General features: G+C 64.6%; 17 protein-coding genes. 12 read left to right on the top strand and 5 right to left on the bottom strand.

The annotated features are described in order from the left end of the window. Window position 1 precedes the first annotated feature (1 nt). Window positions 2-1,417 (bottom strand): type I glutamate--ammonia ligase, encoded by a 1,416-nt coding sequence (glnA, locus tag VFG49_RS11310; RefSeq protein ID WP_324860498.1) that lies wholly within the window; start codon window positions 1,415-1,417, stop codon window positions 2-4. Here glnA and VFG49_RS11305 point away from each other — a divergent pair. The 3 genes from VFG49_RS11305 (at window position 1,416) to VFG49_RS11295 (ending at window position 4,213) form a co-directional block, all read left to right on the top strand. Then, complete coding sequence (locus VFG49_RS11305) at window positions 1,416-1,619, top strand: hypothetical protein (RefSeq protein ID WP_324860496.1); 204 nt, start codon at window positions 1,416-1,418, stop codon at window positions 1,617-1,619. The two genes, glnA and VFG49_RS11305, sit on opposite strands and share 2 nt — an antisense overlap. 171 nt (window positions 1,620-1,790) lie before the next feature. After that, complete coding sequence (locus VFG49_RS11300) at window positions 1,791-2,585, top strand: undecaprenyl-diphosphate phosphatase (RefSeq protein WP_324860494.1); 795 nt, start codon at window positions 1,791-1,793, stop codon at window positions 2,583-2,585. A 50-nt stretch (window positions 2,586-2,635) separates the two neighbouring features. Continuing rightward, entirely contained in the window at window positions 2,636-4,213 is a 1,578-nt protein-coding gene (locus VFG49_RS11295; RefSeq protein ID WP_324860492.1) for a winged helix-turn-helix domain-containing protein, read from the top strand. Window positions 4,214-4,297: 84 nt separating this feature from the next. Here VFG49_RS11295 and VFG49_RS11290 read toward each other — a convergent pair whose 3' ends face one another. Both VFG49_RS11290 and VFG49_RS11285 read right to left on the bottom strand, forming a co-directional pair. After that, on the bottom strand, window positions 4,298-5,419 hold the full coding sequence (locus VFG49_RS11290; RefSeq protein WP_324860490.1) for a serine hydrolase: 1,122 nt from the start codon (window positions 5,417-5,419) through the stop codon (window positions 4,298-4,300). A 199-nt stretch (window positions 5,420-5,618) separates the two neighbouring features. Further along, window positions 5,619-6,572, bottom strand: coding sequence for a LysR family transcriptional regulator (locus tag VFG49_RS11285; RefSeq protein WP_324860488.1), 954 nt, complete (start codon window positions 6,570-6,572; stop codon window positions 5,619-5,621). 145 nt (window positions 6,573-6,717) lie between these two features. On the opposite strand from VFG49_RS11285, the gene VFG49_RS11280 reads away from it, so the two are divergent. The 9 genes from VFG49_RS11280 to VFG49_RS11240 all read left to right on the top strand — a co-directional run bounded on the left by VFG49_RS11280 (window position 6,718) and on the right by VFG49_RS11240 (window position 18,897). Further along, entirely contained in the window at window positions 6,718-7,914 is a 1,197-nt protein-coding gene (locus VFG49_RS11280) for an efflux RND transporter periplasmic adaptor subunit (protein WP_324860486.1), read from the top strand. Window positions 7,915-8,089: 175 nt separating this feature from the next. Then, window positions 8,090-11,290, top strand: coding sequence for a multidrug efflux RND transporter permease subunit (locus VFG49_RS11275; RefSeq protein ID WP_324860484.1), 3,201 nt, complete (start codon window positions 8,090-8,092; stop codon window positions 11,288-11,290). Between the two features lie 127 nt (window positions 11,291-11,417). Then, on the top strand, window positions 11,418-12,905 hold the full coding sequence (locus tag VFG49_RS11270; protein ID WP_414649109.1) for an efflux transporter outer membrane subunit: 1,488 nt from the start codon (window positions 11,418-11,420) through the stop codon (window positions 12,903-12,905). Further along, window positions 12,902-13,663 (top strand): SDR family oxidoreductase, encoded by a 762-nt coding sequence (locus tag VFG49_RS11265; RefSeq protein ID WP_324860482.1) that lies wholly within the window; start codon window positions 12,902-12,904, stop codon window positions 13,661-13,663. The genes VFG49_RS11270 and VFG49_RS11265 overlap by 4 nt, the downstream gene beginning before the upstream one ends. 27 nt (window positions 13,664-13,690) lie before the next feature. Continuing rightward, window positions 13,691-14,725 carry an NADP-dependent oxidoreductase gene (locus VFG49_RS11260; protein ID WP_324860480.1) on the top strand — a complete coding sequence of 345 codons (1,035 nt, stop codon included), beginning with the start codon at window positions 13,691-13,693 and terminating at the stop codon, window positions 14,723-14,725. Window positions 14,726-14,870: 145 nt separating this feature from the next. Beyond that, complete coding sequence (locus VFG49_RS11255) at window positions 14,871-15,836, top strand: hypothetical protein (protein WP_324860478.1); 966 nt, start codon at window positions 14,871-14,873, stop codon at window positions 15,834-15,836. Between the two features lie 103 nt (window positions 15,837-15,939). After that, a complete protein-coding gene (locus VFG49_RS11250; protein ID WP_324860476.1) occupies window positions 15,940-17,031 on the top strand; it encodes a sensor histidine kinase in 1,092 nt (363 codons plus the stop codon). Next, the gene (locus VFG49_RS11245; RefSeq protein WP_324860474.1) at window positions 17,028-17,783 is read left to right on the top strand and encodes a LytR/AlgR family response regulator transcription factor; all 756 of its coding nucleotides are present in this window, start codon (window positions 17,028-17,030) and stop codon (window positions 17,781-17,783) included. Before VFG49_RS11250 ends, VFG49_RS11245 begins: the two co-directional genes overlap by 4 nt. A 136-nt stretch (window positions 17,784-17,919) precedes the next feature. Next, the gene (locus VFG49_RS11240; RefSeq protein WP_324860472.1) at window positions 17,920-18,897 is read left to right on the top strand and encodes a hypothetical protein; all 978 of its coding nucleotides are present in this window, start codon (window positions 17,920-17,922) and stop codon (window positions 18,895-18,897) included. Window positions 18,898-19,071: 174 nt separating this feature from the next. On the opposite strand, the gene VFG49_RS11235 is transcribed toward VFG49_RS11240, so the two are convergent. Together VFG49_RS11235 and VFG49_RS11230 are read right to left on the bottom strand one after the other, a co-directional pair. After that, entirely contained in the window at window positions 19,072-19,440 is a 369-nt protein-coding gene (locus VFG49_RS11235; RefSeq protein WP_324860470.1) for a hypothetical protein, read from the bottom strand. Between the two features lie 43 nt (window positions 19,441-19,483). After that, a complete protein-coding gene (locus tag VFG49_RS11230; protein WP_324860468.1) occupies window positions 19,484-19,705 on the bottom strand; it encodes a hypothetical protein in 222 nt (73 codons plus the stop codon). Between the last annotated feature and the right edge of the window lie 46 nt (window positions 19,706-19,751).

Below are 19,751 nucleotides of genomic sequence, written 5' to 3'. Positions count from 1 at the left end.
ATCAGATCGCGTAGTACATCTGGAATTCCAGCGGATGCGTGCTGGCGCGATAACGGGTGACTTCCTGCATCTTCAGCTCGATGTACGCATCGATGAAGTCGTCGTTGAATACGCCGCCGGCCTTGAGGAAGTCGCGGTCCTTGTCGAGCGCGTTGAGCGCTTCGTCGAGACTCGAGCACACCTGCGGGATCTTCTTCTCTTCTTCCGGCGGCAGGTCGTAGAGATCCTTGTCGCTCGGTGCACCCGGGTCGATCTTGTTGATGATGCCGTCGAGGCCGGCCATCATCAGCGCGGTGAAAACGAGATAGCCCGAGTTCATCGGATCGGGGAAGCGCACTTCGATGCGGCGACCCTTCGGGCTCGACACGTACGGAATGCGGCAGCTGGCCGAACGGTTGCGCGCCGAGTAGGCGAGCATCACCGGTGCTTCGAAGCCCGGCACCAGGCGCTTGTAGCTGTTGGTGGTGGAGTTGGCGAACGCGTTGATCGCCTTGGCGTGCTTGAAGATGCCGCCGATGTACCACAGCGCGGTCTGCGACAGGCCGCCGTAAAGGTCACCCGCGAACAGGTTGATGCCGTCCTTCGCCAGCGACTGGTGAACGTGCATGCCGCTGCCGTTGTCGCCGACGATCGGCTTGGGCATGAAGGTGACGGTCTTGCCGTTCTGGTGGGCGACGTTCTTGATGACGTACTTCATCGTCATCAGTTCGTCAGCCTTCTGCACCAGCGTGTTGAACTTCACGCCGATCTCGCACTGGCCCGCGTTGGCCACTTCGTGGTGATGCACTTCCACCACCTGGCCCAGCGATTCGAGCACCTTGCACATGTCGGCGCGCAGGTCGCCCAGCGAGTCGACCGGGCTGACCGGGAAGTAGCCGCCCTTCACGCCCGGGCGGTGGCCAGTGTTGTTGTCCTCGTACTTGTAGCGCGAGCTCCACGCGGCTTCTTCGGAGCCGATTTCGTAGAACACGCGGCCCATGTCGTTCTGCCAGCGCACCGAGTCGAAGATGAAGAATTCCGGCTCCGGACCGAAGAAGGCCGTGTCGGCGATGCCGGTGGACTTCAGGAACGCTTCGCCGCGCTTGGCGATGGAGCGCGGGTCACGGCCGTAGGCCTGCATGGTGGACGGCTCGAGCACGTCGCAATGCAGCACCATCTGGGTGTGAGCGCTGAACGGGTCGATGTAGGCGGTGTCCGGATCGGGCATCAGCACCATGTCCGACTCGTTGATGCCCTTCCAGCCGGCAATCGACGAACCGTCGAACATCTTGCCGTCCTCGAAGGTGCCCTCGTCGATGGCGTGGGCCGGGAACGTCACGTGGTGGTGCTTGCCGAGCATGTCGGCGAAGCGGAAGTCGACGAACTCGACCTCGTGTTCCTGGATCTGATCGAGCACTTTCTGGACGGCGGACGACATGGACAACCTCGGCGGGCTAAAGGTGAGGAAACGACATGCGGTTGAGCAAGCCGCATGCCAAGACGATGTTTCTTTTTACATCAATGAGTTAATTGATCGCAAAGCATCGCAGCCGGCGCATTTGCACCTCAATGAGGCGTTGAAATGCACGATTATGGTGCATTTCAACCAAGTCATCCCTGCACGGGCAGGACTCCAGTGACTTCCCTTTGTATCCGGTCAAGGCACGGGATCCCTGCCTGCGGATGACGAGCTGGGGCCCGAGGCATGACGAACCTTCCAGGGCGCCCCAAAACCGCCACGCCAGTCCCGTAAGCTATGCCGCTTTGCGCCGGCATGGAACCCGGTGCCCGCCAAAAACCGGAGTTTTTTTGTGAGCGACCTGATCAACGTCATCCTGCTTGGCATCATCGAGGGCATTACCGAGTTCCTGCCCATCTCCAGCACGGGGCACCTGCTGATCGCCGAGAAGTTCGGCCTGGGCGCGCGCTCAGACCTGTTCAACGTCGGCATCCAGGCGGGCGCGATCCTCGCGGTGACCTTCATCTACTGGAACCGCATCTGGCAGCTCTTCACGCAGTGGCGCGATCCGGCCAACCGCAGTTACCTGGCCAAGCTGATCGTGGCCTTCCTGATCACGGCCGTGCTCGGCTTCATCGCGGTGAAGCTCGGCTTCAAGCTGCCCGAGGCGATCACCCCGGTGGCATGGGCGCTGGTGATCGGCGGCGTGTGGATGCTCGCGGCCGAACGCCTGGCCGCCCGCCAGCCGGACCGCACCGAAGTGACCTGGCGCGTGGCCATCCTGGTCGGCATCGCGCAGATGATCGCCGGCCTCTTTCCCGGCACGTCGCGTTCGGCAGCCACCATCTTCACGGCCATGCTGTTCGGCACCAGCAATCGCGCCGCCGCTACCGAATTTGCGTTCCTGGTGGGCATTCCCACCATGTACGCAGCCACCGGCTACGAGTTGCTGAAGGTGCTGAAGGAAGGCGGCGTGCACGAGGACTGGACCGCCTTCGGCGTCGGCTTCGTGGTGTCGGCCATCGTCGCCTTCATCGCTGTGAAGTGGTTGCTGGGCTATATCCGCGGCCATCGCTTCACGCCGTTTGCGATCTACCGCATCGTGCTGGGCATCGCGCTGTTGCTGCTGGTGCCGGCCGGCGCCTGAGCAAAACCGTGCGAGGATAGCGCCGCCCTTTTTCCAGCCATCCTCGCCCCATGAGCGCCACGCGCTACCGCCTGCTGGACCTCGACATCGATCTTGAGCGCCAGCGCGTGACGCGCGAGGGCGCAGCGGTCGACGTGCAGGGATTGAGCTTTCAGTTGCTGGCCTGCCTGCTGTGTCACGGCGTGGACGTGGTGAGCTTCGACACGCTGATCGACGAAGTGTGGTCACCCGCCGTCGTCGGCGAGGAGACCGTCACGCAGCGTGTGAAGCTATTGCGGCAGGCGCTGGGGGACGATGGCCGTTCGCCTCGCTATATCCGTTCGGTGCGCGGGCGGGGTTATCAGCTTTGCGAGATGCCTCGTGCGATCGAGTCGGCGGCGGAAGCCGTCGCCGTGTCGCCCGCGCGCCATGGTCGCCAAAGGCTCGTCGTCGCCGTGGTGGCAGTCATCGCCGTTGCAGCCATTGGCGCGTGGTGGCTGATGCGTCCGCATGCAGTGCCGCTTTCGGCGAGCCAGGAACGGGTGCAGCGTGCGAACTACTACGCCGGCATCGGCCAGCGTGACAACAACGAACGCGCTGTCACGCTTTACCTGCAGGCTCTGGCTTCCGCGCCGCAGGATCCCGATGCACGCATCGGCCTCAGCCGCGCCTACAGCGCGCGCGTCTGCCTCTACAACTTCCCCTACGAATGGGCGCAGGCGGCGCGCAAGCTTGGCGACGAGGCGGTAAAGAACGAACCGTCCCGCGCTGCGGCGTGGTCCGCGCTGGCCTATGCGCGCGATTGCATGGGCGACATCGACGGTGCCATCGGTGCCTACGAGAAAGCCTTCACGCTTGATCCCACCGACAACGCCAGCCGCGCCTCGGCTGCCTATCTCTACCAGGAGCGTGGCCGCCTCGACGAAGCCCTGCATGCGAACCTCGACATGCATGGCGACGCTTCACGCGTGCGCTTTCGCGATGTGCAGATTGCGCGCGAGATGGAGCTGCTGGGCTTTACCGACGCGGCCGGCCAGCGCTTCGCCCGCAGCTTCCAGCTCTATCCCGACAATGTGTTCTCCAACATCGCGTGGCCGCGTTATCTGTTCCTGCGCGGACGGCTCGTGGAAGCGCAATCGGCGCTGGACGAGGCGATGGAGCGCAACACACCGCATGTCGAGCTCTACGTGCTCGCGGGCGAACTGGCGCTGCTGCGCGACGATCGTGCCGGCGCATTGGCGGCGTTCACGCATGCCGCGCAGTTGCGCCCGCAGATGAGCCTGCCTGCCACACTGCTTGGTCTATACGGCGAACAGGCGCCCGACGGCGCATGGTTTTCCACGCGCATCGGCGAACTGCGCAATCAAGCCTCGCAGCAGACGCTGTATCCCGGCGAATGGCTGGAACTGGCGATGCTGCTGCAGGCACACGGCGAGCATGAGGCCGCGCTGCAGGCAGTAAACGCCGCCGTGCGCAGCGGCTACAGCGACAGTGCGTACCTGCAGGCGTCGCCGCTGCTGAAATCGCTTGCCTCCGATCCTGCGTATGTCGTGGCGATCGACAGCATCAACCGCCGGGTGGGCGAACAGCGGCAACGCGTTCTCGCGGCTGCATGGTGTCCGCCGGAGTTGCGTGGCTCCAGGCCCTGATACAGCCGCGTTTTGTTCGTCATTCCGGCGCACCGCCAAAGGGGCAAGGGCCGGAATGAGAGAACAGAACTCGCGTCGTGCCAGTTACGGCAACGCCTTCAGCACATACTCGCGAAAGATCTCCTGCGACTGCGGATGCGCGTTGCGTTGGTTGAACGCCGTGCTGGTGATGACGGCAACCAGCTGCTGCGATGGCATCACGAACACATAGTTACCGCCGTTGCCGGACATCGCCCATGCCATCTGGTCGACGCCGTGCACGGGGAAACGGAAGCGCCACCACAGATAGCCATAGTCAGCGTCGTCACGGGCCTGCGCATGGGGTGAAAGCATCTGCGTGATGTACGCCGTCGAGATCACCTGATGCCCCTGCCAGCGCCCGCCATCCAGCGCGAGCTGCCCCAGCTTGGCGAGATCCCTGCTGCGATAGCGTGTTCCGCCGCCGCCCATGCCGATGCCCAGCGGGGAGGTATTCCATTGCACCGCCGTGATGCCCAAGGGCTTCTCCAGCGCCTCGGACGCAAACGCCGCGAGCCCCTTGTGCGTCGCCCGTTCCACCACCGCGCCCGCCGTGAATGCGCCCGCCGTGCAGTAGGAGAACGACCGCCCATAGGGACTGTCCTTGGGCTTGCTCATCCACGGCGCGAAACCCTTGATGGGCAGGTCCAGCGCAAACTGCAGCCAGTCCTCGCTGACATACATGCGCTCCTCGTTGCCCGTGGAGAACTGGTTTTCGTCGTCGCATTCCCATAGCGAGCTCATCGTCAGCAGGTCTTCCAGCGTGATCGCCTGCTTGCGCGCATCGGCATGCTCCACCGGCTGCTTGTCGGGGAAATAGTCATAGACCCGGGCCTGCACACCCGGGATCAGCCCCCGATCGATCGCCGCGCCCACCAGCAGCGCCGTCACGCTCTTGCTGGCCGAACGCACATCATTGAGGTGTTCGGCATCGCTGCCGTTGAAGTACCCCTCATAGACCAGCTTGCCGCGCTGGGCCACCACCACGCTGGTGATGCCCTTGGTGCTGCCATCGGTGAGCTTTGCCTCCAGGGCGGCGAAGCGCGTGAGATCCCAGTGCGCGGCGCGGGCATCGGTCACCTGCCAGCCGTCGGCATGGGTAGCCGGTGGCTGGTAGTCGCTGGCCGTCGCCAGCATGGGGAGGATCAGGCCGAGTGCCAGCGGCAGCCGGCGGGACGCGAAAGGCATGGTCGTGCTCCATCGTTTGGTGTGGATGGAGAGGAGCACGGACGCGAATGAAGCGTCGGAAACACGAATGAAGAATTCGGTAGGCGCACATGCTGTGCACCGTGGGCCGGTTTCCGACTGGCGCAGAGGTTTGCGATGCCTCTGCCCTGCAGGCTTCGCACACAGGGTGCGCTCCTGCAGGGGAGAGGACCAGGGAAGATCAGGCGCGGATGCGTTCCGGCTCCGCCACCATCGCCACGGGCTTCTTGTGCTTGCCCGGCTCGTTGGTCTGCTCGAACACTTCGCGCACCCACTCAATGAAGGCCTGCACGCGCGCCGACAGGTGCTTCTTCTGCGGATAGACGATCCACACGGGCTTGCCGGTGGAGATGGTGTCCGTCATCACCAGCTCGAGCTTGCCGAAGTCGAGCATGCACGAAGCGATGACGTGCGGCGCCTGGGTGATGCCCAAGCCCGACACCACCGCCTGGATCACCGATTCGGCATCGTTGATCAGGATGTGCGCATCGATGTCCACACCGACCTGCCCGCTCGGCGTGTCGAACTGCCATTGCCGCGGACGGCCGTTGGGCTGCACGTAGTTGATGCAGCGATGGTTCTTGAGGTCGTCGAGGCTTTGCGGGGCGCCGTGGCGGGCCAGGTAATCCGGCGAAGCGATGATGACGTTGCGCAGGTAGCCGATCTTGCGGGCGATCAGGCTGGAGTCCTCCAGCGGCCCCACGCGGACGGCGCAATCGATGCCTTCCTCGTTGAGGTCGTAGGGGTAGTCGCACATCGACAGCTCCAGCCGGATATCCGGGTAGCGCTGCTCGAATTCGGCCAGCCTCGGGATGATCACGGTGCGCCCTACCGACGCCGGTACGCCGATACGCAGCTTGCCGGTGGGCTTGCGCGCAGCATAGCCCAGCGCCTCGGTGGCCTCGGCCAGATCGGCGAGGATTTCCTTGCAACGTGCATGGAACGAGGCCCCATCGTCGGTCAAACGCAGCGAACGCGTCGATCGATAGAGCAGTCGTGCACCCAGGCTTTCTTCCAGTCGGGACACGGCTCGGCTGACGCCGGAAGGCGTCATGCCCAGCTGGACGGCGGCGGCGGCGAAGCTTTTGGCCTCGACCACGCGGACGAACGCGGAGATTGCGGCAAAGTCTTCCATAGGCTCGATTCTTAACCCATTCGTGACTGGGAGTCACTATTGCATTGCACAAGGAAGTATTTATTGAACCGTATCGTATACCTATTCTCTCGCCCCTGCTCGTCGGTCTTCCCCGACACCGACGGGATCATTCTGGGAGCCCGACATGAAAAAACGATGGATCCTCGCCATTCTCGCGCTGGCCGTGGTGGGCGGCAGCTGGGCCTTGCTTGGCCATAGCGGCGACACGCATGCCCAGGCCGGCCCGCCGCCGGCGCCGGCCGTCACCGTGGCCCAGGTGCTGGTGCGCCCGGTGGATGACGCCGACGAATTCACCGGCCGCCTGCAGGCGGTCGACACCATCCAGATCCGCCCCCGCGTCAGTGGCTACGTGGACTCGGTGCACTTCAAGGAAGGCGCCGTGGTGCGCAAGGGCGACCTGCTGTTCCGCATCGACCCGCGTCCCTACCAGGCCGACGTGGATCGCCTCTCCGCCAACCTCAACCAGGCCAAGGCCGAACAGGCGCTGGCCCAGGCCAATGCCGAACGTGCCGGCCGCCTGCTCGACCAGCACGCCATCTCCAAGGAAGAAGCCGACCGCCAGGTCACGGCGTCGCAGAGTGCGAAGGCACAGGTCGCATCGATGGGCGCGGCGTTGGACGCCGCGCGACTCAACCTGGGTTTCACCGAAGTGCGTGCGCCGATTGATGGCCGCGTGAGCAACGCGTTGGTCACGCCGGGCAACCTGGTCACCAGCACGGACGTGCTGACCAGCGTGGTGAGCGTGGATCCGATCTACGCCTACTTCGACGTCGACGAGCACAGCTTCCTCAAGTTCGACCGCCTTCGACGCGCGCACAACGGCACGCTGCAGGTGGCCATGGCGCTTGCCGACGAGAAAGGTTTTCCGCACGCCGGACGCGTCGATTTCGTCGACAACCAGCTGCGCGCCGGCAGCGGCACCATCCGCCTGCGCGCCGTGTTCGACAACGCCGATGCCAGCTACACGCCCGGCCTCTACGTTCGCGTGCAACTGCGCAGCGACAGCCGCCAGCCGCGCGCCCTCGTCGACGACCGTGCGGTGGGTTCGGACCTCGGCAACAAGTTCGTCTACGTCGTGGACCAGGACCGCAAGGTGGAATACCGCCGCGTCGTCATCGGCCCCCTACTGGACGGCCTCCGTGTGGTTACCGAAGGTCTGGAAGCCAAGGACACCGTGATCGTCAACGGCATCCAGCACGTTCGTCCGGGTGTGGAAGTGAACCCGAGCAAGGTGGCGATGGAAACGCGCAGCCTCGATCCGAACAGGGAGCTCGCGTTGGCGGGTAGTGGTTCGGCGAAGAACGCAGCGCAGAAGCAATAAAGGCTCGTCATTCCGGCCTGCGCCGGGATGACGACTCAGGAAAGTCATCGGCTGGAAATGGAAACCCTCTCTCTCGAGAGGGCCAGGGAGCCTTTGTCTCCGCATCGCGCGAACAAGACTCCCCAAGTCCCCGCCTCGCGCGGGAATGGTGCCTCGAGCAACCAGGACGCATGCAATGAAACTCGCCCAATATTTCGTGGACAGGCCGATTCTGGCCGGCGTCCTCTCCGTGTTGATCCTCATCGCGGGCGGCATCGCGCTGTTCAAGCTGCCGATCAGCGAATATCCGGAAGTGGTGCCGCCGACGGTCGTCGTGCGCGCCAGCTATCCCGGCGCCAACCCCAAGGTGATCGCCGAAACCGTCGCCACGCCGCTGGAAGAACAGATCAACGGCGTGGAAGGCATGCTCTACACCAGCTCGCAGTCCACCAGCGACGGCGCGATGACGCTTACCGTCACCTTCGCGCTGGGCACGGATCTGGACAACGCGCAGGTGCAGGTGCAGAACCGTGTCGCGCAGGCGCAGCCGCGTCTGCCCGAGGAAGTGCAGCGCCTGGGCGTCACCACGCAGAAGAGCTCGCCCGACCTCACCATGGTGGTGCACCTGATCTCCCCGGATCAGCGCTACGACATGCTTTACCTGTCGAACTACGCGCGCCTGCACATCAAGGATCAGCTCGCCCGCCTCAACGGCGTCGGCGACGTGCAGATCTTCGGTGCGGGCGAATACAGCATGCGCGTATGGCTTGACCCGGAACGCCTGGCCTCGCGCCAGCTCACCACCGGTGACGTGGTGCATGCGATCCAGGAGCAGAACGTGGCCGTGGCCGCCGGTGCGCTCAACGCGCCGCCGGGCCCGAACAACTCGGCGTTCCAGCTCAACATCAACACGCAGGGCCGCCTGATCAACGAGGAAGACTTCCTCAACATCATCGTGCGCAAGGATGCCGATGGCTCCTTTACGCACCTGCGCGACGTGGGCCGCGTGGAGCTCGGTTCCAACAATTACGCGCTGCGCAGCCTGCTCAACAACCGTCCGGCGGTGGCGTTGCCGATCTTCGCGCGTCCCGGTTCCAACGCCATCCAGATCTCCGACGAAGTCCGCCAGACCATGACGGAGCTGAAGAAGGATTTCCCGCAGGGCGTGGATTACCAGATCGTCTACGACCCGACCGTATTCGTGCGCGGCTCGATCGAAGCGGTGGTGCATACCTTGTTTGAAGCCATCGCGCTGGTCGTGCTGGTGGTCATCCTGTTCCTGCAGACGTGGCGTGCGTCGATCATCCCGCTGGTGGCGGTGCCGGTGTCGCTGATCGGTACCTTCGCGGTGATGTACCTGGCGGGCTTCTCGCTCAACGCGTTGTCGCTGTTCGGCCTGGTGCTGGCCATCGGCATCGTGGTGGATGACGCGATCGTGGTGGTGGAGAACGTCGAGCGCCATATCGAGCATGGTTTGGCGCCCAAGGAAGCGACGCGCATCGCGATGAAGGAGGTGACCGGGCCCATCGTGGCCACGGCGCTGGTGCTGTGCGCAGTGTTCGTGCCGGCAGCCTTCATCAGCGGCCTCACCGGCCAGTTCTACCGCCAGTTCGCGCTGACGATCGCCATCTCTACCGTGATCTCCGCGTTCAACTCGCTGACCCTGAGCCCCGCATTGGCTGCACTTCTCCTGCAGGACCGAAACTCACCGAAGGACAAGCTGAGCCGCTTCATCGATCGCGCGTTTGGATGGCTGTTCCGTCCGTTCAATCGCCTGTTCGTGAGCAGCGCGAACCGTTACGTGGGTGGCGTCAAGCGCATCCTGCGCTCGGGTTCGATTGCGCTGATCATCTACGGCGGCCTGGTGTTGCTTGGCCTGTTCGGCTTCGCCCACGTGCCCACCGGTTTCGTGCCGGCGCAGGACAAACAGTACCTGGTGTCGTTCGCCCAGCTGCCGGACGCCGCCTCGCTGGATCGCTCGGAAGATGTGATCCGCCGCATGAGCGACATCGCGCTGAAGCAGCCGGGCGTGGAAAGCGCCGTGGCGTTCCCGGGCCTGTCGATCAACGGTTTCACCAACAGCACCAACTCCGGCATCGTGTTCGTGACGCTCAAGCCGTTCGAGGAACGTCGTGATGCGTCGCTGTCGGCCGGTGCCATCGCCGGTGCGCTGAACCAGAAATACGCTGCGATCCAGGATGCCTACATCGCCGTGTTCCCGCCGCCGCCCGTGATGGGCCTGGGCACCATCGGCGGTTTCCGCATGCAGATCGAGGATCGTTCCGATGCGGGCTTCGAGGAGTTGTACAAGCAGACGCAGAACCTGGTGGGCGCCAGCACCAAGGTGCCGACGCTGGCGGGGTTGTTCTCCAGCTACCAGGTGAGCGTGCCGCAGATCGATGCGGACGTGGATCGCGAGAAGGCCAAGGCCGAAGGCGTGGATCTGTCTGATGTGTACCAGACCATGCAGGCCTACCTTGGCTCGCTCTACGTCAACGACTTCAACCGCTTCGGTCGTACCTATCAGGTGAATGTGTCCGCGGAGCCGAACTTCCGTCACGAGCCCAAGGACATCCTGCAGCTGAAGACGCGCAGCGCGAGCGGCGAGATGGTGCCGCTGGGTTCCTTCCTCACCGTCACGCCCGGCGTGGGTCCGGATCGCGTGCAGCACTACAACGGCTACCCGACGGCCGAGATCAACGGTGGCCCGGCGCCGAGCTTCAGCAGTGGGCAGGCGCAGGCGGCGGTCGAGAAACTGGCGAAGGAGATCCTTCCCAACGGCATGACTTACGAATGGACCGAGCTGACCTACCAGCAGATCCTTGCCGGCAATACCGCGGCGCTGGTGTTCCCGTTGTGCGTGCTGCTGGTGTTCCTGGTGCTGGCCTCGCTGTATGAAAGCCTGCTGCTGCCGCTGGCGGTGATCCTGATCGTGCCGATGGTGCTGCTGTCCGCCATCTCGGGCGTGTGGATGTCCGGGGGCGACAACAACATCTTTACGCAGATCGGCCTGATCGTGCTGGTGGGTCTGGCGTGCAAGAACGCGATCCTGATCGTGGAATTCGCCCGCGAAGCGCAGATCCTCGAAGGCATGGACCGCGTGCAGGCCGTGCTGGAAGCGGCCCGCCTGCGACTGCGCCCGATCCTGATGACCTCGTTCGCTTTCATCATGGGCGTGGTGCCGCTGGTGACCTCGCATGGCGCGGGCGCGGAGATGCGTCACGCGATGGGCGTGGCGGTGTTCGCCGGCATGCTTGGCGTCACCTTCTTCGGCCTGATCTTCACACCGCTGTTCTACGTGCTGGTGCGCGGCTGGGGCGAACGCATGAGCGAACGCCGCCGCGCCCGCAAGGCCGCGCGTCTCGCGCAGGCCGGCAACCTTATCGAGGAGCACTGATATGTCCTTCTTCAAGAACCTCGCCACCACACTTCTCCCTCTCCCCTCCGGGGAGAGGGCCGAGGTTAACCACCTGAAGGTGGCAAAGGGCCAACCTCGCACCACGCTTTCATCGGGCGCCGGTTACATGGACGCCGCTGCGACGAATGAATCTTGCGCTGCCTGCGCGCCACGTTCACACCGTGGCGTGGCCAGGAAAGCCACCGCGATCGCCGCCGCCATCATGCTCTCCGGCTGCGTCAGTGTTGGGCCGGACTACCACGCGCCGCAGGAAAAGCCGGCCATCGTGCAAGGCGTCGATGCCGCACACGAATCCACCGCGAATTTCCAGGCCGACTGGTGGAAACAGTTCAACGATCCCACGCTCGACGCGCTGATCCAGCGCGCCGCCGCCAACGCGCCGGATCTGAAAATTGCCTACGCGCATCTGCGCGAATCGCGTGCCTTGCTTGGCGTGGCCAAATCGCAGCAGATACCGGACGTCGAAACCGTCGCCAACTATTCGCGCAGCCGCGGACAACAGCCGGGCTTCACCGACCAACGCACCACCGTCACCAGCTACCAGGCCGGCTTCGATGCGAGCTGGGAGATCGACCTGTTCGGTGGCGTGCGCCGTTCGGTGGAAGCCGCGCGGGCGGATGCCGGCGCCAGCGAAGCGTCGCTGCAGGATGCACAGGTGACGCTGTTCGCCGAAGTGGCGCGTTACTACTTCGACTTGCGTGGCGTGCAGCTGCGCATCGACGTGGCCGACCGGGACATCGAGAACCAGCGCCAGTCGCTGAAGCTGATCCGCGCCCGACTCGACGCCGGCACCGGCTCTGAACAGGACGTGGCCAGCGCCACCGCGCGCCTCAATGCGGTGGAGGCGCAACTGCCTTCGCTGCAGACGCTGTCGCAGAACGATACGTCGCGCCTTGCCGTGCTGCTGGGCGAACGTCCGGGCGAACTCGATGTCGACCTGTCACCGCAGACGCTCAAGCCCATCGACGTTGCGCTGTCCATCGGCAACGCGGGTGACGTGTTGCAGCGCCGCCCCGATGTGCGCGTGGCCGAGCGCGAGCTGGCGGCCAGCAACGCGCGCATCGGCGTGGCCAAGGCCGACTACTACCCGCATATCTCGCTGGGTGGTTTCCTCGGTTTCCTGTCGGGTCGCAGCAACGACTTCGGCGGCGCGGCGTCGCGCGCGTGGTCGATCGCGCCCAGCATCAGCTGGTCCGGCCTCAACGTGGAGCGTGTGCGTTCCAACGTGAAAGCCAGCGAGGCGCGCAACGATGCAGCGCTGGCCAACTACCAGCGCACCGTCTTGCAGGCCTTGGAAGACGTGGACAACGCCATCGTTGGCTACAACCTGCAACGCGAGCGCGTGCTGAAGCTGGACGAGCAGGTGACGCAGAGCCGCCGCGCCGCCGACCTTGCACGCATCCGCTACAACGAAGGCGCTGCCGACTTCCTGCAGTTGCTCGATGCCGAGCGCACCCAGCTCGCCGCGGAAGACGCGCAGGCCGATGCACAAGCGGCGATCAACCTGCGCGCCGTGTCGGTGTACAAGGCACTGGGCGGCGGCTGGCAGGCCTGCGGCAGCGAGCGCTGCGACTCATTGGCCGCCACGCCATGAACGCGGTGGCCTTTCCGGGAAGGTCGCGCCGTCGCGCGGCAGCGACCGAGCCGGAACCCTCGCAGCGCGTAGCGCTGGTGAGCGGCGCCAATCGCGGCCTGGGCTATGAGGTGTCGCGCCAGCTTGCGGCGCAGGGCGTCACCGTGCTGCTGGGCGCGCGCAAGCCGCTGCTCGGCGAAAAGGCCGCGCGGCAATTGCGCCGCGAAGGCGGTACGGTGATGCCGGTGAAGCTCGACGTGACGTCGGCGCAGGATGTACGCGAGCTCGCCGCACGCATCGACGGCGAGTACGGCCGGCTAGATATCCTGATCAACAATGCCGGCGCTTACTTCGACATCGACGACGACCCCTCCTCCGTGAACCTGGACCTCGTGCGCCAGGCATTGGAAACCAACCTGCTTGGTGCCTGGCAGCTCACCGAAGCCATGCTGCCGCTGATGCAGCGCCACGGTTACGGCCGCATCGTCAATGTCTCCAGCGGTTGCGGCGCCATCGACAGTGAAGGCAGCGCGTGTCCGGCCTATCGCGTCTCCAAGGCCGCGCTCAACAGCCACACGCGCATGCTCGCCGCCGAACTGGCCGGCAGCGGCATTTGCGTGAACGCCGTGTGCCCCGGCTGGGTGGCCACCGACATGGGCGGCCATGGTGGACGCCCCGTCGCCGAGGGCGCTGCGGGCATTGCGTGGGCCGCGATGCTGCCTGCGCGCCCCACCATTACCGGCGGCTTCTTCCGCGACCGCACGCGCATCGATTGGTAGTTGTTTCCCTGTTTCAAGGAGTGATTCATGGCATCTCGCGACACCCTCAATCGCCGCATCGTCCTCGCCGCGCGTCCGCAGGGACAGCCCACGCTGCAGGACTTCCGCCAGGATGAGACCGACGTACCCACGCCTGGCGATGGCGAGGTGCTGACACGCACGCTCTATCTCTCGCTCGATCCCTACATGCGTAACCTGATGGACGAGGCCGGCACCAGTTACGCGTCGGCGATCGCCATTGGCCAACCCATCGTCGGCGGTACCGTGGGCCGCGTGGTCGACTCGCGGCATCCGCAGTTCCGCGCAGGCGATCTCGTGCTGGGCAACGCCGGCTGGCAGGACTACGGACTGTCCCATGGCGACGAGCTTTCCCCGCTGGGCGAGATGCCCCAACCGTCGCTTGCCCTGGGCGCCCTGGGCATGACGGCGTTCACGGCCTACGTGGGCCTGCTCGATATCGGGCAGCCCAAACCCGGCGAAACCGTGGTCGTCGCTGCGGCGACCGGCGCGGTCGGTGCGGTCGTCGGACAGATCGCCCGGATCAAGGGCGCGCGCGTGGTCGGCATTGCCGGTGGCTCGGACAAGTGCCGCTACGCGGTCGACACGCTGGGCTTCGATGCCTGCCTCGACCGGCACGATCCACAACTCGCCTCACGTCTCGCCGAAGCCTGTTCCAACGGTATAGACGTCTACTTCGAAAACGTGGGCGGCGAGGTATTCGATGCGATGGTGCCGTTGCTGAACCTGCATGCATGCGTGCCGGTCTGCGGCTTCATCGCGCACTACAACGATGAGGCGACGTCCACGGGTCCGGATCGCCTGCCTGCGCTTACCGCCGTGCTGCTGCAGAAGCGCATCCGCATGCAGGGTTTCATCATCCTTGATCATTACGCGGACCGCTTCGAAGCCTTTCGCCGGGTCATGGAAGCGTGGATTGCCGACGGGCGGGTGAAGGTGCGCGAGCACGTGGTGGAAGGCCTGGAGAATGCGCCGGCTGCTTTCATCGGGCTGCTCGAGGGACGCAACTTCGGCAAGCTGGTGGTGCGGCTCGCGGACACCTGAGTCGGTGCGACGTGCCGTTCATCGCCCGGGCAACGCCGTTCGTGGCAGCCGGCCTACCGGTTGTCACACAGGCGGCGACAGCACGCAGGCCGTGGCGTAGCGTGATAGGCGATCCCGTCACGCGCCCTGGCGCAAAGGTGCTGCCATGTGGCCTTCGTTTCCCGTGGTGCTGCTGTCGATCGTGTCGCTGCTCAAGGCAGCGGCGATCGATCCGGCCACCGAACTGCCCGTCGTCTTCGCGCCCGGCGTCATCTCCGGGCCGGACGATGACGCCTCGCCAGCCTTTTCCCCCGACGGCCGCACCGTGGTGTTCATGCGGGGCACCGACGACGGCTCGGTGCTGATGGTGTCGCGACGCAGCGGTGAGGCGTGGTCAACGCCGGTCGCTGCACCCTTCTCGGGCCAGTGGCGCGACATCGATCCGGCCATGGCACCGGATGGATCGTTCCTGCTGTTCGTGTCCAACCGGCCGACCGCTGCCGGTGGAACGCCACTGGATGCCACGTTCGGCGGCAAGCGGCGCCCCGGCCAGGGCATGAATCTTTGGCGCGTGGCGCGGCAAGGCGACGGCTGGGGTGTGCCCGCGCGCCTGCCTGACAACATCAACACCTGCCCGATGACGTTCGCACCCAGCGTCGCCGCCGACGGCAGCGTGTATTACATCGGCTGCGCACCCGATGGCAGCAGCCTGCAACTGATGCGGGCCGAATGGCAGCAAGGTCGTTACCAGGCACCGCACAAGGTGGCGCTCGGCGATGCCGGCGCACAGATCCGCGATCCGGCTGTGGCGCCTGACCGCTCCTTCATGGTCTTCAGCATCAAGCATGCGCTGCAACAGCCCTACCGCCTGGCGATCGCCTTCCATACGTCCGATGGATGGAACGCCCCGCAGGACCTTGGCGACGCCGTCAACGCCGGCACGCACGCCATGGGCGCGCAGCTGGGTTGTGATCATCGCTCGCTGTATTTCTACAGCGATCGCCACGACGCCGCCGCGCGCGCCGGATGGAACAACGGTGGAGACAATATCTGGCGCGTGTCACTCGCGCCGTGGCTCGACGCGCATGGCAGTGAAGTGCCGCCCGCGGCTGCCGGCTGCGCCCGCGGTTGATGCCGCGGGCGAGATGGTGCCTTAAGGCACTGTCCTGTCGCGCCACGGCGTTCCACACTCGGCCACCGTCAGCGTCGTCGCCCAACGCGTCAACGAGGATCACGTGCACCATCGCATCCCTGCTATCCCCTGGAAAACCTGGGGCCTGGCCCTGGCATTCTGGACCCTGCTGGCACTTTCCTATGCGGCCAGCGCGGTGATTTCCGCGCGTGTCGAAGGCGAAGCAGAGAGCTGGTATCGGCCGCTGGTGTGGAGCTTCACGAATTTCTACCTGTGGATGCTGCTGTCACCGGCGATCGGCTGGCTGGGCCGCCGCACGGAAGCCTTGAACTGGCGCCGCATGCTTGCCGTGCACCTGCCGTGCGGCGCGCTGCTGGCAGCGGCGCAGGTAGCGGTCCTCATCGCGCTGTACTGGTTCTTCTGCGGTCCTTCGCCGTCGCGGCCGAATCTCACCTTCGGCGATTTCGCTCGCATGCAGTTCGTCTACAACTTCCACCTCAGCATGTTGACGTATGGCGTAATCCTGGTGGCGCTACGCGCCATCGACTCACAGCGCCACCTGCGCGACGAACGCCTGCGCACCTCACAACTGGAAACGCAGCTGGTGCAGTCGCAGCTGCAGACCTTGCGCGTGCAGCTGCAGCCGCATTTCCTGTTCAACACGCTCAACGCCATTTCCGCGCTGGCGCTGGCCGATCCGGTGCAGGCACGCCAGATGATCGCCCGCCTCAGCGACTTCTTGCGGCTGACGCTGGAGGAACGCCATGCGCAGCAGGTGCCGCTGCTGCGCGAGATGGAGTTCCTGCAGTGCTACCTCGGCATCCAGCAGGTGCGCTTCCAGGATCGCCTGACCACGCACATGGATGTGGCTACCGAGACGGTGCACGCGCTGGTGCCCAACATGATCCTGCAGCCACTGGTGGAAAACGCACTGCGACACGGCCTGCTCGACAAGACGGGCAGCGGCACGCTGCATATCGTCACGCGTCGCGACGGCGATGTACTGATGCTCCGTGTCGATGATGATGGCATCGGCCTGCCGCCCGAGGGTCCGCGCGACGGACTCGGCCTGGGCAATACGCGCACGCGACTGGAAATGCTGTTCGGCGCGGAGGCCACGCTGGAATTGCAGCGCAAGTCCGAAGGTGGCACGCGGGTGGAAATGCGTTTTCCGTTCCGGGAATGCGCGGCATGAGCGCACGCGCCATTCGCACGCTGCTGGTCGACGATGAAATACTGGCCCGCCTGGCCATCCGGCAGGCGTTGGCTTCGCATGCGGACGTGGAGATCGTGGGCGAGTGCGGCAATGCGCTGGAGGCGCAGCAAGCCGTGCGCGCGCTGGAACCGGACCTGCTGTTCCTCGACATCCGTATGCCTGGCATGGACGGCTTCAAGCTGCTGCACAACCTCAAACCCGACACCCTGCCGATGGTGGTGTTCGCCACCGCGTTCGGCCAGCACGCGTTGCGCGCGTTCGATGCCAACGCGCTGGACTACGTGCTCAAGCCGATCGACCAGGAGCGTTTCGACCAGGCCATGGCGCGCGTACGCCGGCATTGGCAGGGCCTGCATGCGTCGCCACGCGCGGATGCTCCAGCGCCCGCGGCAAGCCCGTATCTGCAGCGCCTCAGCGTGCAACAGGGCGAACACATCCGCGTGATTCCGGTGAGCGACATCGACTGGATTCGCGCGGATGGCAATTACGTGCACATCCGTGTGGGCACCGCGTCCTATCTTCACCGCGAATCGCTGCGCCGCCTGCTCGATACGCTCGATCCTGCGCGCTTCCTGCGCATCCATCGCGGCATCGTGGTCAATGTGGAGCGCATCCGCGAAGTGCATCCGCTGTTCCAGGGCAGCGCCGAAGTGGTGCTGCAGGATGGCACGCGGCTCAGCCTGAGCCGCCGCTTCCGCGTGCACGCGCGTCGCACACTGGGCATGGCCTGACCGTTCGCCCGCTCGCGCGCGCACGACGACCGCTTGTCACCGACGCGCAACCGTCGATCACAAATCAGCTGCGGCGCACGCCACCACGACGCCATGCTCCTCCATGTCATCCCCGCAGGGGTAAGGAGCGCCGTTCATGCAATTCAATCCATTCGCACTGGCCCTGGCGGTATCGGTAGTCTTCTCGGTGAGCGACGCCAACGCTGGCGAGCTGGTCGGCCCGGGTGTCATCTCGACGGGCCTGCAGGAGACGTCGGCCGCTGTGAGTCCCGATGGCAATACGCTGTATTTCATGCGTTCGGATTTCGCCGAAAAGGACGACACCATTCTCGTCTCGCATCGACGCGAGGGCCGCTGGTCGACTCCCGAGGTCGTGGCTTTCTCCGGCGAGTGGCATGACTCAGAGCCGGCGATGGCGCCCGACGGCAAGCGCCTGTACTTCGTCTCCAACCGGCCCGCGCATCCGGGTGAGGCGCCGGTAACCGCCGAGATGGGCGGCCAGCACTTCCCGGGAAGCCACCTTTGGTATGTGGAACAACAGGCTGATGGCTGCTGGGGCCGGCCCGTGCATGTGGATGGCTCGCACAACGACGGCGCGATGATCTACAACCCCTCGGTGGCGGCCAATGGCGACATCTACTTCTCTGCGCATCGCGAGGATTCCGGCAAGCTGTATCAGATCTACGTAGCGCGCCGGACAACAGCGGGTTACGCGGCCCCGCAGCGGGTGGATCTTGGCGACACCGATCACAACCGCATGGACCCGAGCGTGGACCCCGAGCAGCGCTATCTCGTCTACGCCGGCAACGAAGGCGACTCGCTGGGCAGCGCGGACATCTACATCGCCTTCCGCCAGAGCGATGGACGTTGGGGAAAGCCCATCCACCTGCCGGGCGAGGTGAACAGCGCCTCGCTGGAGAACGCGCCATCGATCGGTCGACGCTTCGGCGAACTCTACGTTTCCAGCAACCGCGAAGACGACACGCACTTTCCCAAACCGAAGGACGTGCTGTCCTCGTTGCAGCAACGACTGGAAGGTCCGCTCAACGGTTCACGCAATCTCTGGCTGTTCGACATCAGCGATGTGCTTAAAGAGCACGGCATCGAGCACTGATCGCAATGGGCGGGCCGAAGCTGCCGGCCAGTGGTACGGATGCGATCTGCTGCCGGCGATCTTCAGTACATGCCCAAAGGCATCCGTCTGTCGCACCAGCGTGCGGGAGCGCGACCTGCGCGACATGGAACTGAGCAGCGAATGCGCCTTCTAGAACCGCTGAAACATTCGGTATCAGTGAATATTCTGGAAGGCTATCTTGAAATCGATTCCGGAGGTATAGGCGTTACTTGCGAGGTCTCTTCGATAATCGTCTACGAGAAGGACTTGTGAGGAGAAGCGGTCGAAGAAATCTTCAACTTCGGGCCTCGGTACATTGAAGCACTCCAGTTGAATAGACACTCGCGCACCTTTCGAATCGGGAAACTTCTCAGCTAACTGACCGTCAAGGATCGCGTCGAGACAACCGTACAGTCGCCTTTGAATTCGCCTCAATTGATCTTCAATCGACGCGTCCCACGGCCCCTCCTCTACAAGAACCATCTTCCAGTGACCGGGTAAATCGCCACGCGCTACGAAATCAACTACGAGTTCGTCACTCACTGTCAGGTCCTAATACTGATGTCGATCAACCGTGTACATGATGTCATTTTGACAGGCTCGGCCGGCTCACATGCGCGGGTACGCGCACGATCGCGGGTACGCCGGCCAGGATCGTTCGCCGAATTCCAATCTCGCCGGTGTTCGTCGACGGCGCGCACAGGTTCGACTTGCCATCTCCCGATGCGAATGCGGGCGATGCGTGAAGCCAGCCCATGAGAAGCAGCGACAGCATCGCGAAGCCTGCGATCCGGGCTTTCAACGGCATGAAGAGGAATGACCTGACTCGCATCGGAAGGACCTGTCATCGAACG

Origin of the sequence: Dyella sp. (genome assembly GCF_035685885.1) — a bacterium.
In the GTDB taxonomy this organism is placed as follows: Bacteria; Pseudomonadota; Gammaproteobacteria; order Xanthomonadales; family Rhodanobacteraceae; genus Dyella.
The sequence above is the reverse complement of the archived record's forward strand: the minus strand, read 5'-3'. Positions and strand labels throughout refer to the sequence as shown.

Excerpts from the sequence above, each read along its gene's own strand:
- VFG49_RS11285 (WP_324860488.1), bottom strand. The coding sequence starts at position 6,572 with ATGGAAGACTTTGCCGCAATCTCCGCGTTCGTCCGCGTGGTCGAGGCC.
- VFG49_RS11230 (WP_324860468.1), bottom strand. The coding sequence starts at position 19,705 with ATGCCGTTGAAAGCCCGGATCGCAGGCTTCGCGATGCTGTCGCTGCTT.
- glnA (WP_324860498.1), bottom strand. The coding sequence starts at position 1,417 with ATGTCGTCCGCCGTCCAGAAAGTGCTCGATCAGATCCAGGAACACGAG.
- VFG49_RS11265 (WP_324860482.1), top strand. The coding sequence starts at position 12,902 with ATGAACGCGGTGGCCTTTCCGGGAAGGTCGCGCCGTCGCGCGGCAGCG.
- VFG49_RS11280 (WP_324860486.1), top strand. The coding sequence starts at position 6,718 with ATGAAAAAACGATGGATCCTCGCCATTCTCGCGCTGGCCGTGGTGGGC.
- VFG49_RS11270 (WP_414649109.1), top strand. The coding sequence starts at position 11,418 with ATGGACGCCGCTGCGACGAATGAATCTTGCGCTGCCTGCGCGCCACGT.
- VFG49_RS11305 (WP_324860496.1), top strand. The coding sequence starts at position 1,416 with ATGGACAACCTCGGCGGGCTAAAGGTGAGGAAACGACATGCGGTTGAG.
- VFG49_RS11240 (WP_324860472.1), top strand. The coding sequence starts at position 17,920 with ATGCAATTCAATCCATTCGCACTGGCCCTGGCGGTATCGGTAGTCTTC.
- VFG49_RS11260 (WP_324860480.1), top strand. The coding sequence starts at position 13,691 with ATGGCATCTCGCGACACCCTCAATCGCCGCATCGTCCTCGCCGCGCGT.
- VFG49_RS11255 (WP_324860478.1), top strand. The coding sequence starts at position 14,871 with ATGTGGCCTTCGTTTCCCGTGGTGCTGCTGTCGATCGTGTCGCTGCTC.
- VFG49_RS11295 (WP_324860492.1), top strand. The coding sequence starts at position 2,636 with ATGAGCGCCACGCGCTACCGCCTGCTGGACCTCGACATCGATCTTGAG.
- VFG49_RS11245 (WP_324860474.1), top strand. The coding sequence starts at position 17,028 with ATGAGCGCACGCGCCATTCGCACGCTGCTGGTCGACGATGAAATACTG.
- VFG49_RS11275 (WP_324860484.1), top strand. The coding sequence starts at position 8,090 with ATGAAACTCGCCCAATATTTCGTGGACAGGCCGATTCTGGCCGGCGTC.
- VFG49_RS11290 (WP_324860490.1), bottom strand. The coding sequence starts at position 5,419 with ATGCCTTTCGCGTCCCGCCGGCTGCCGCTGGCACTCGGCCTGATCCTC.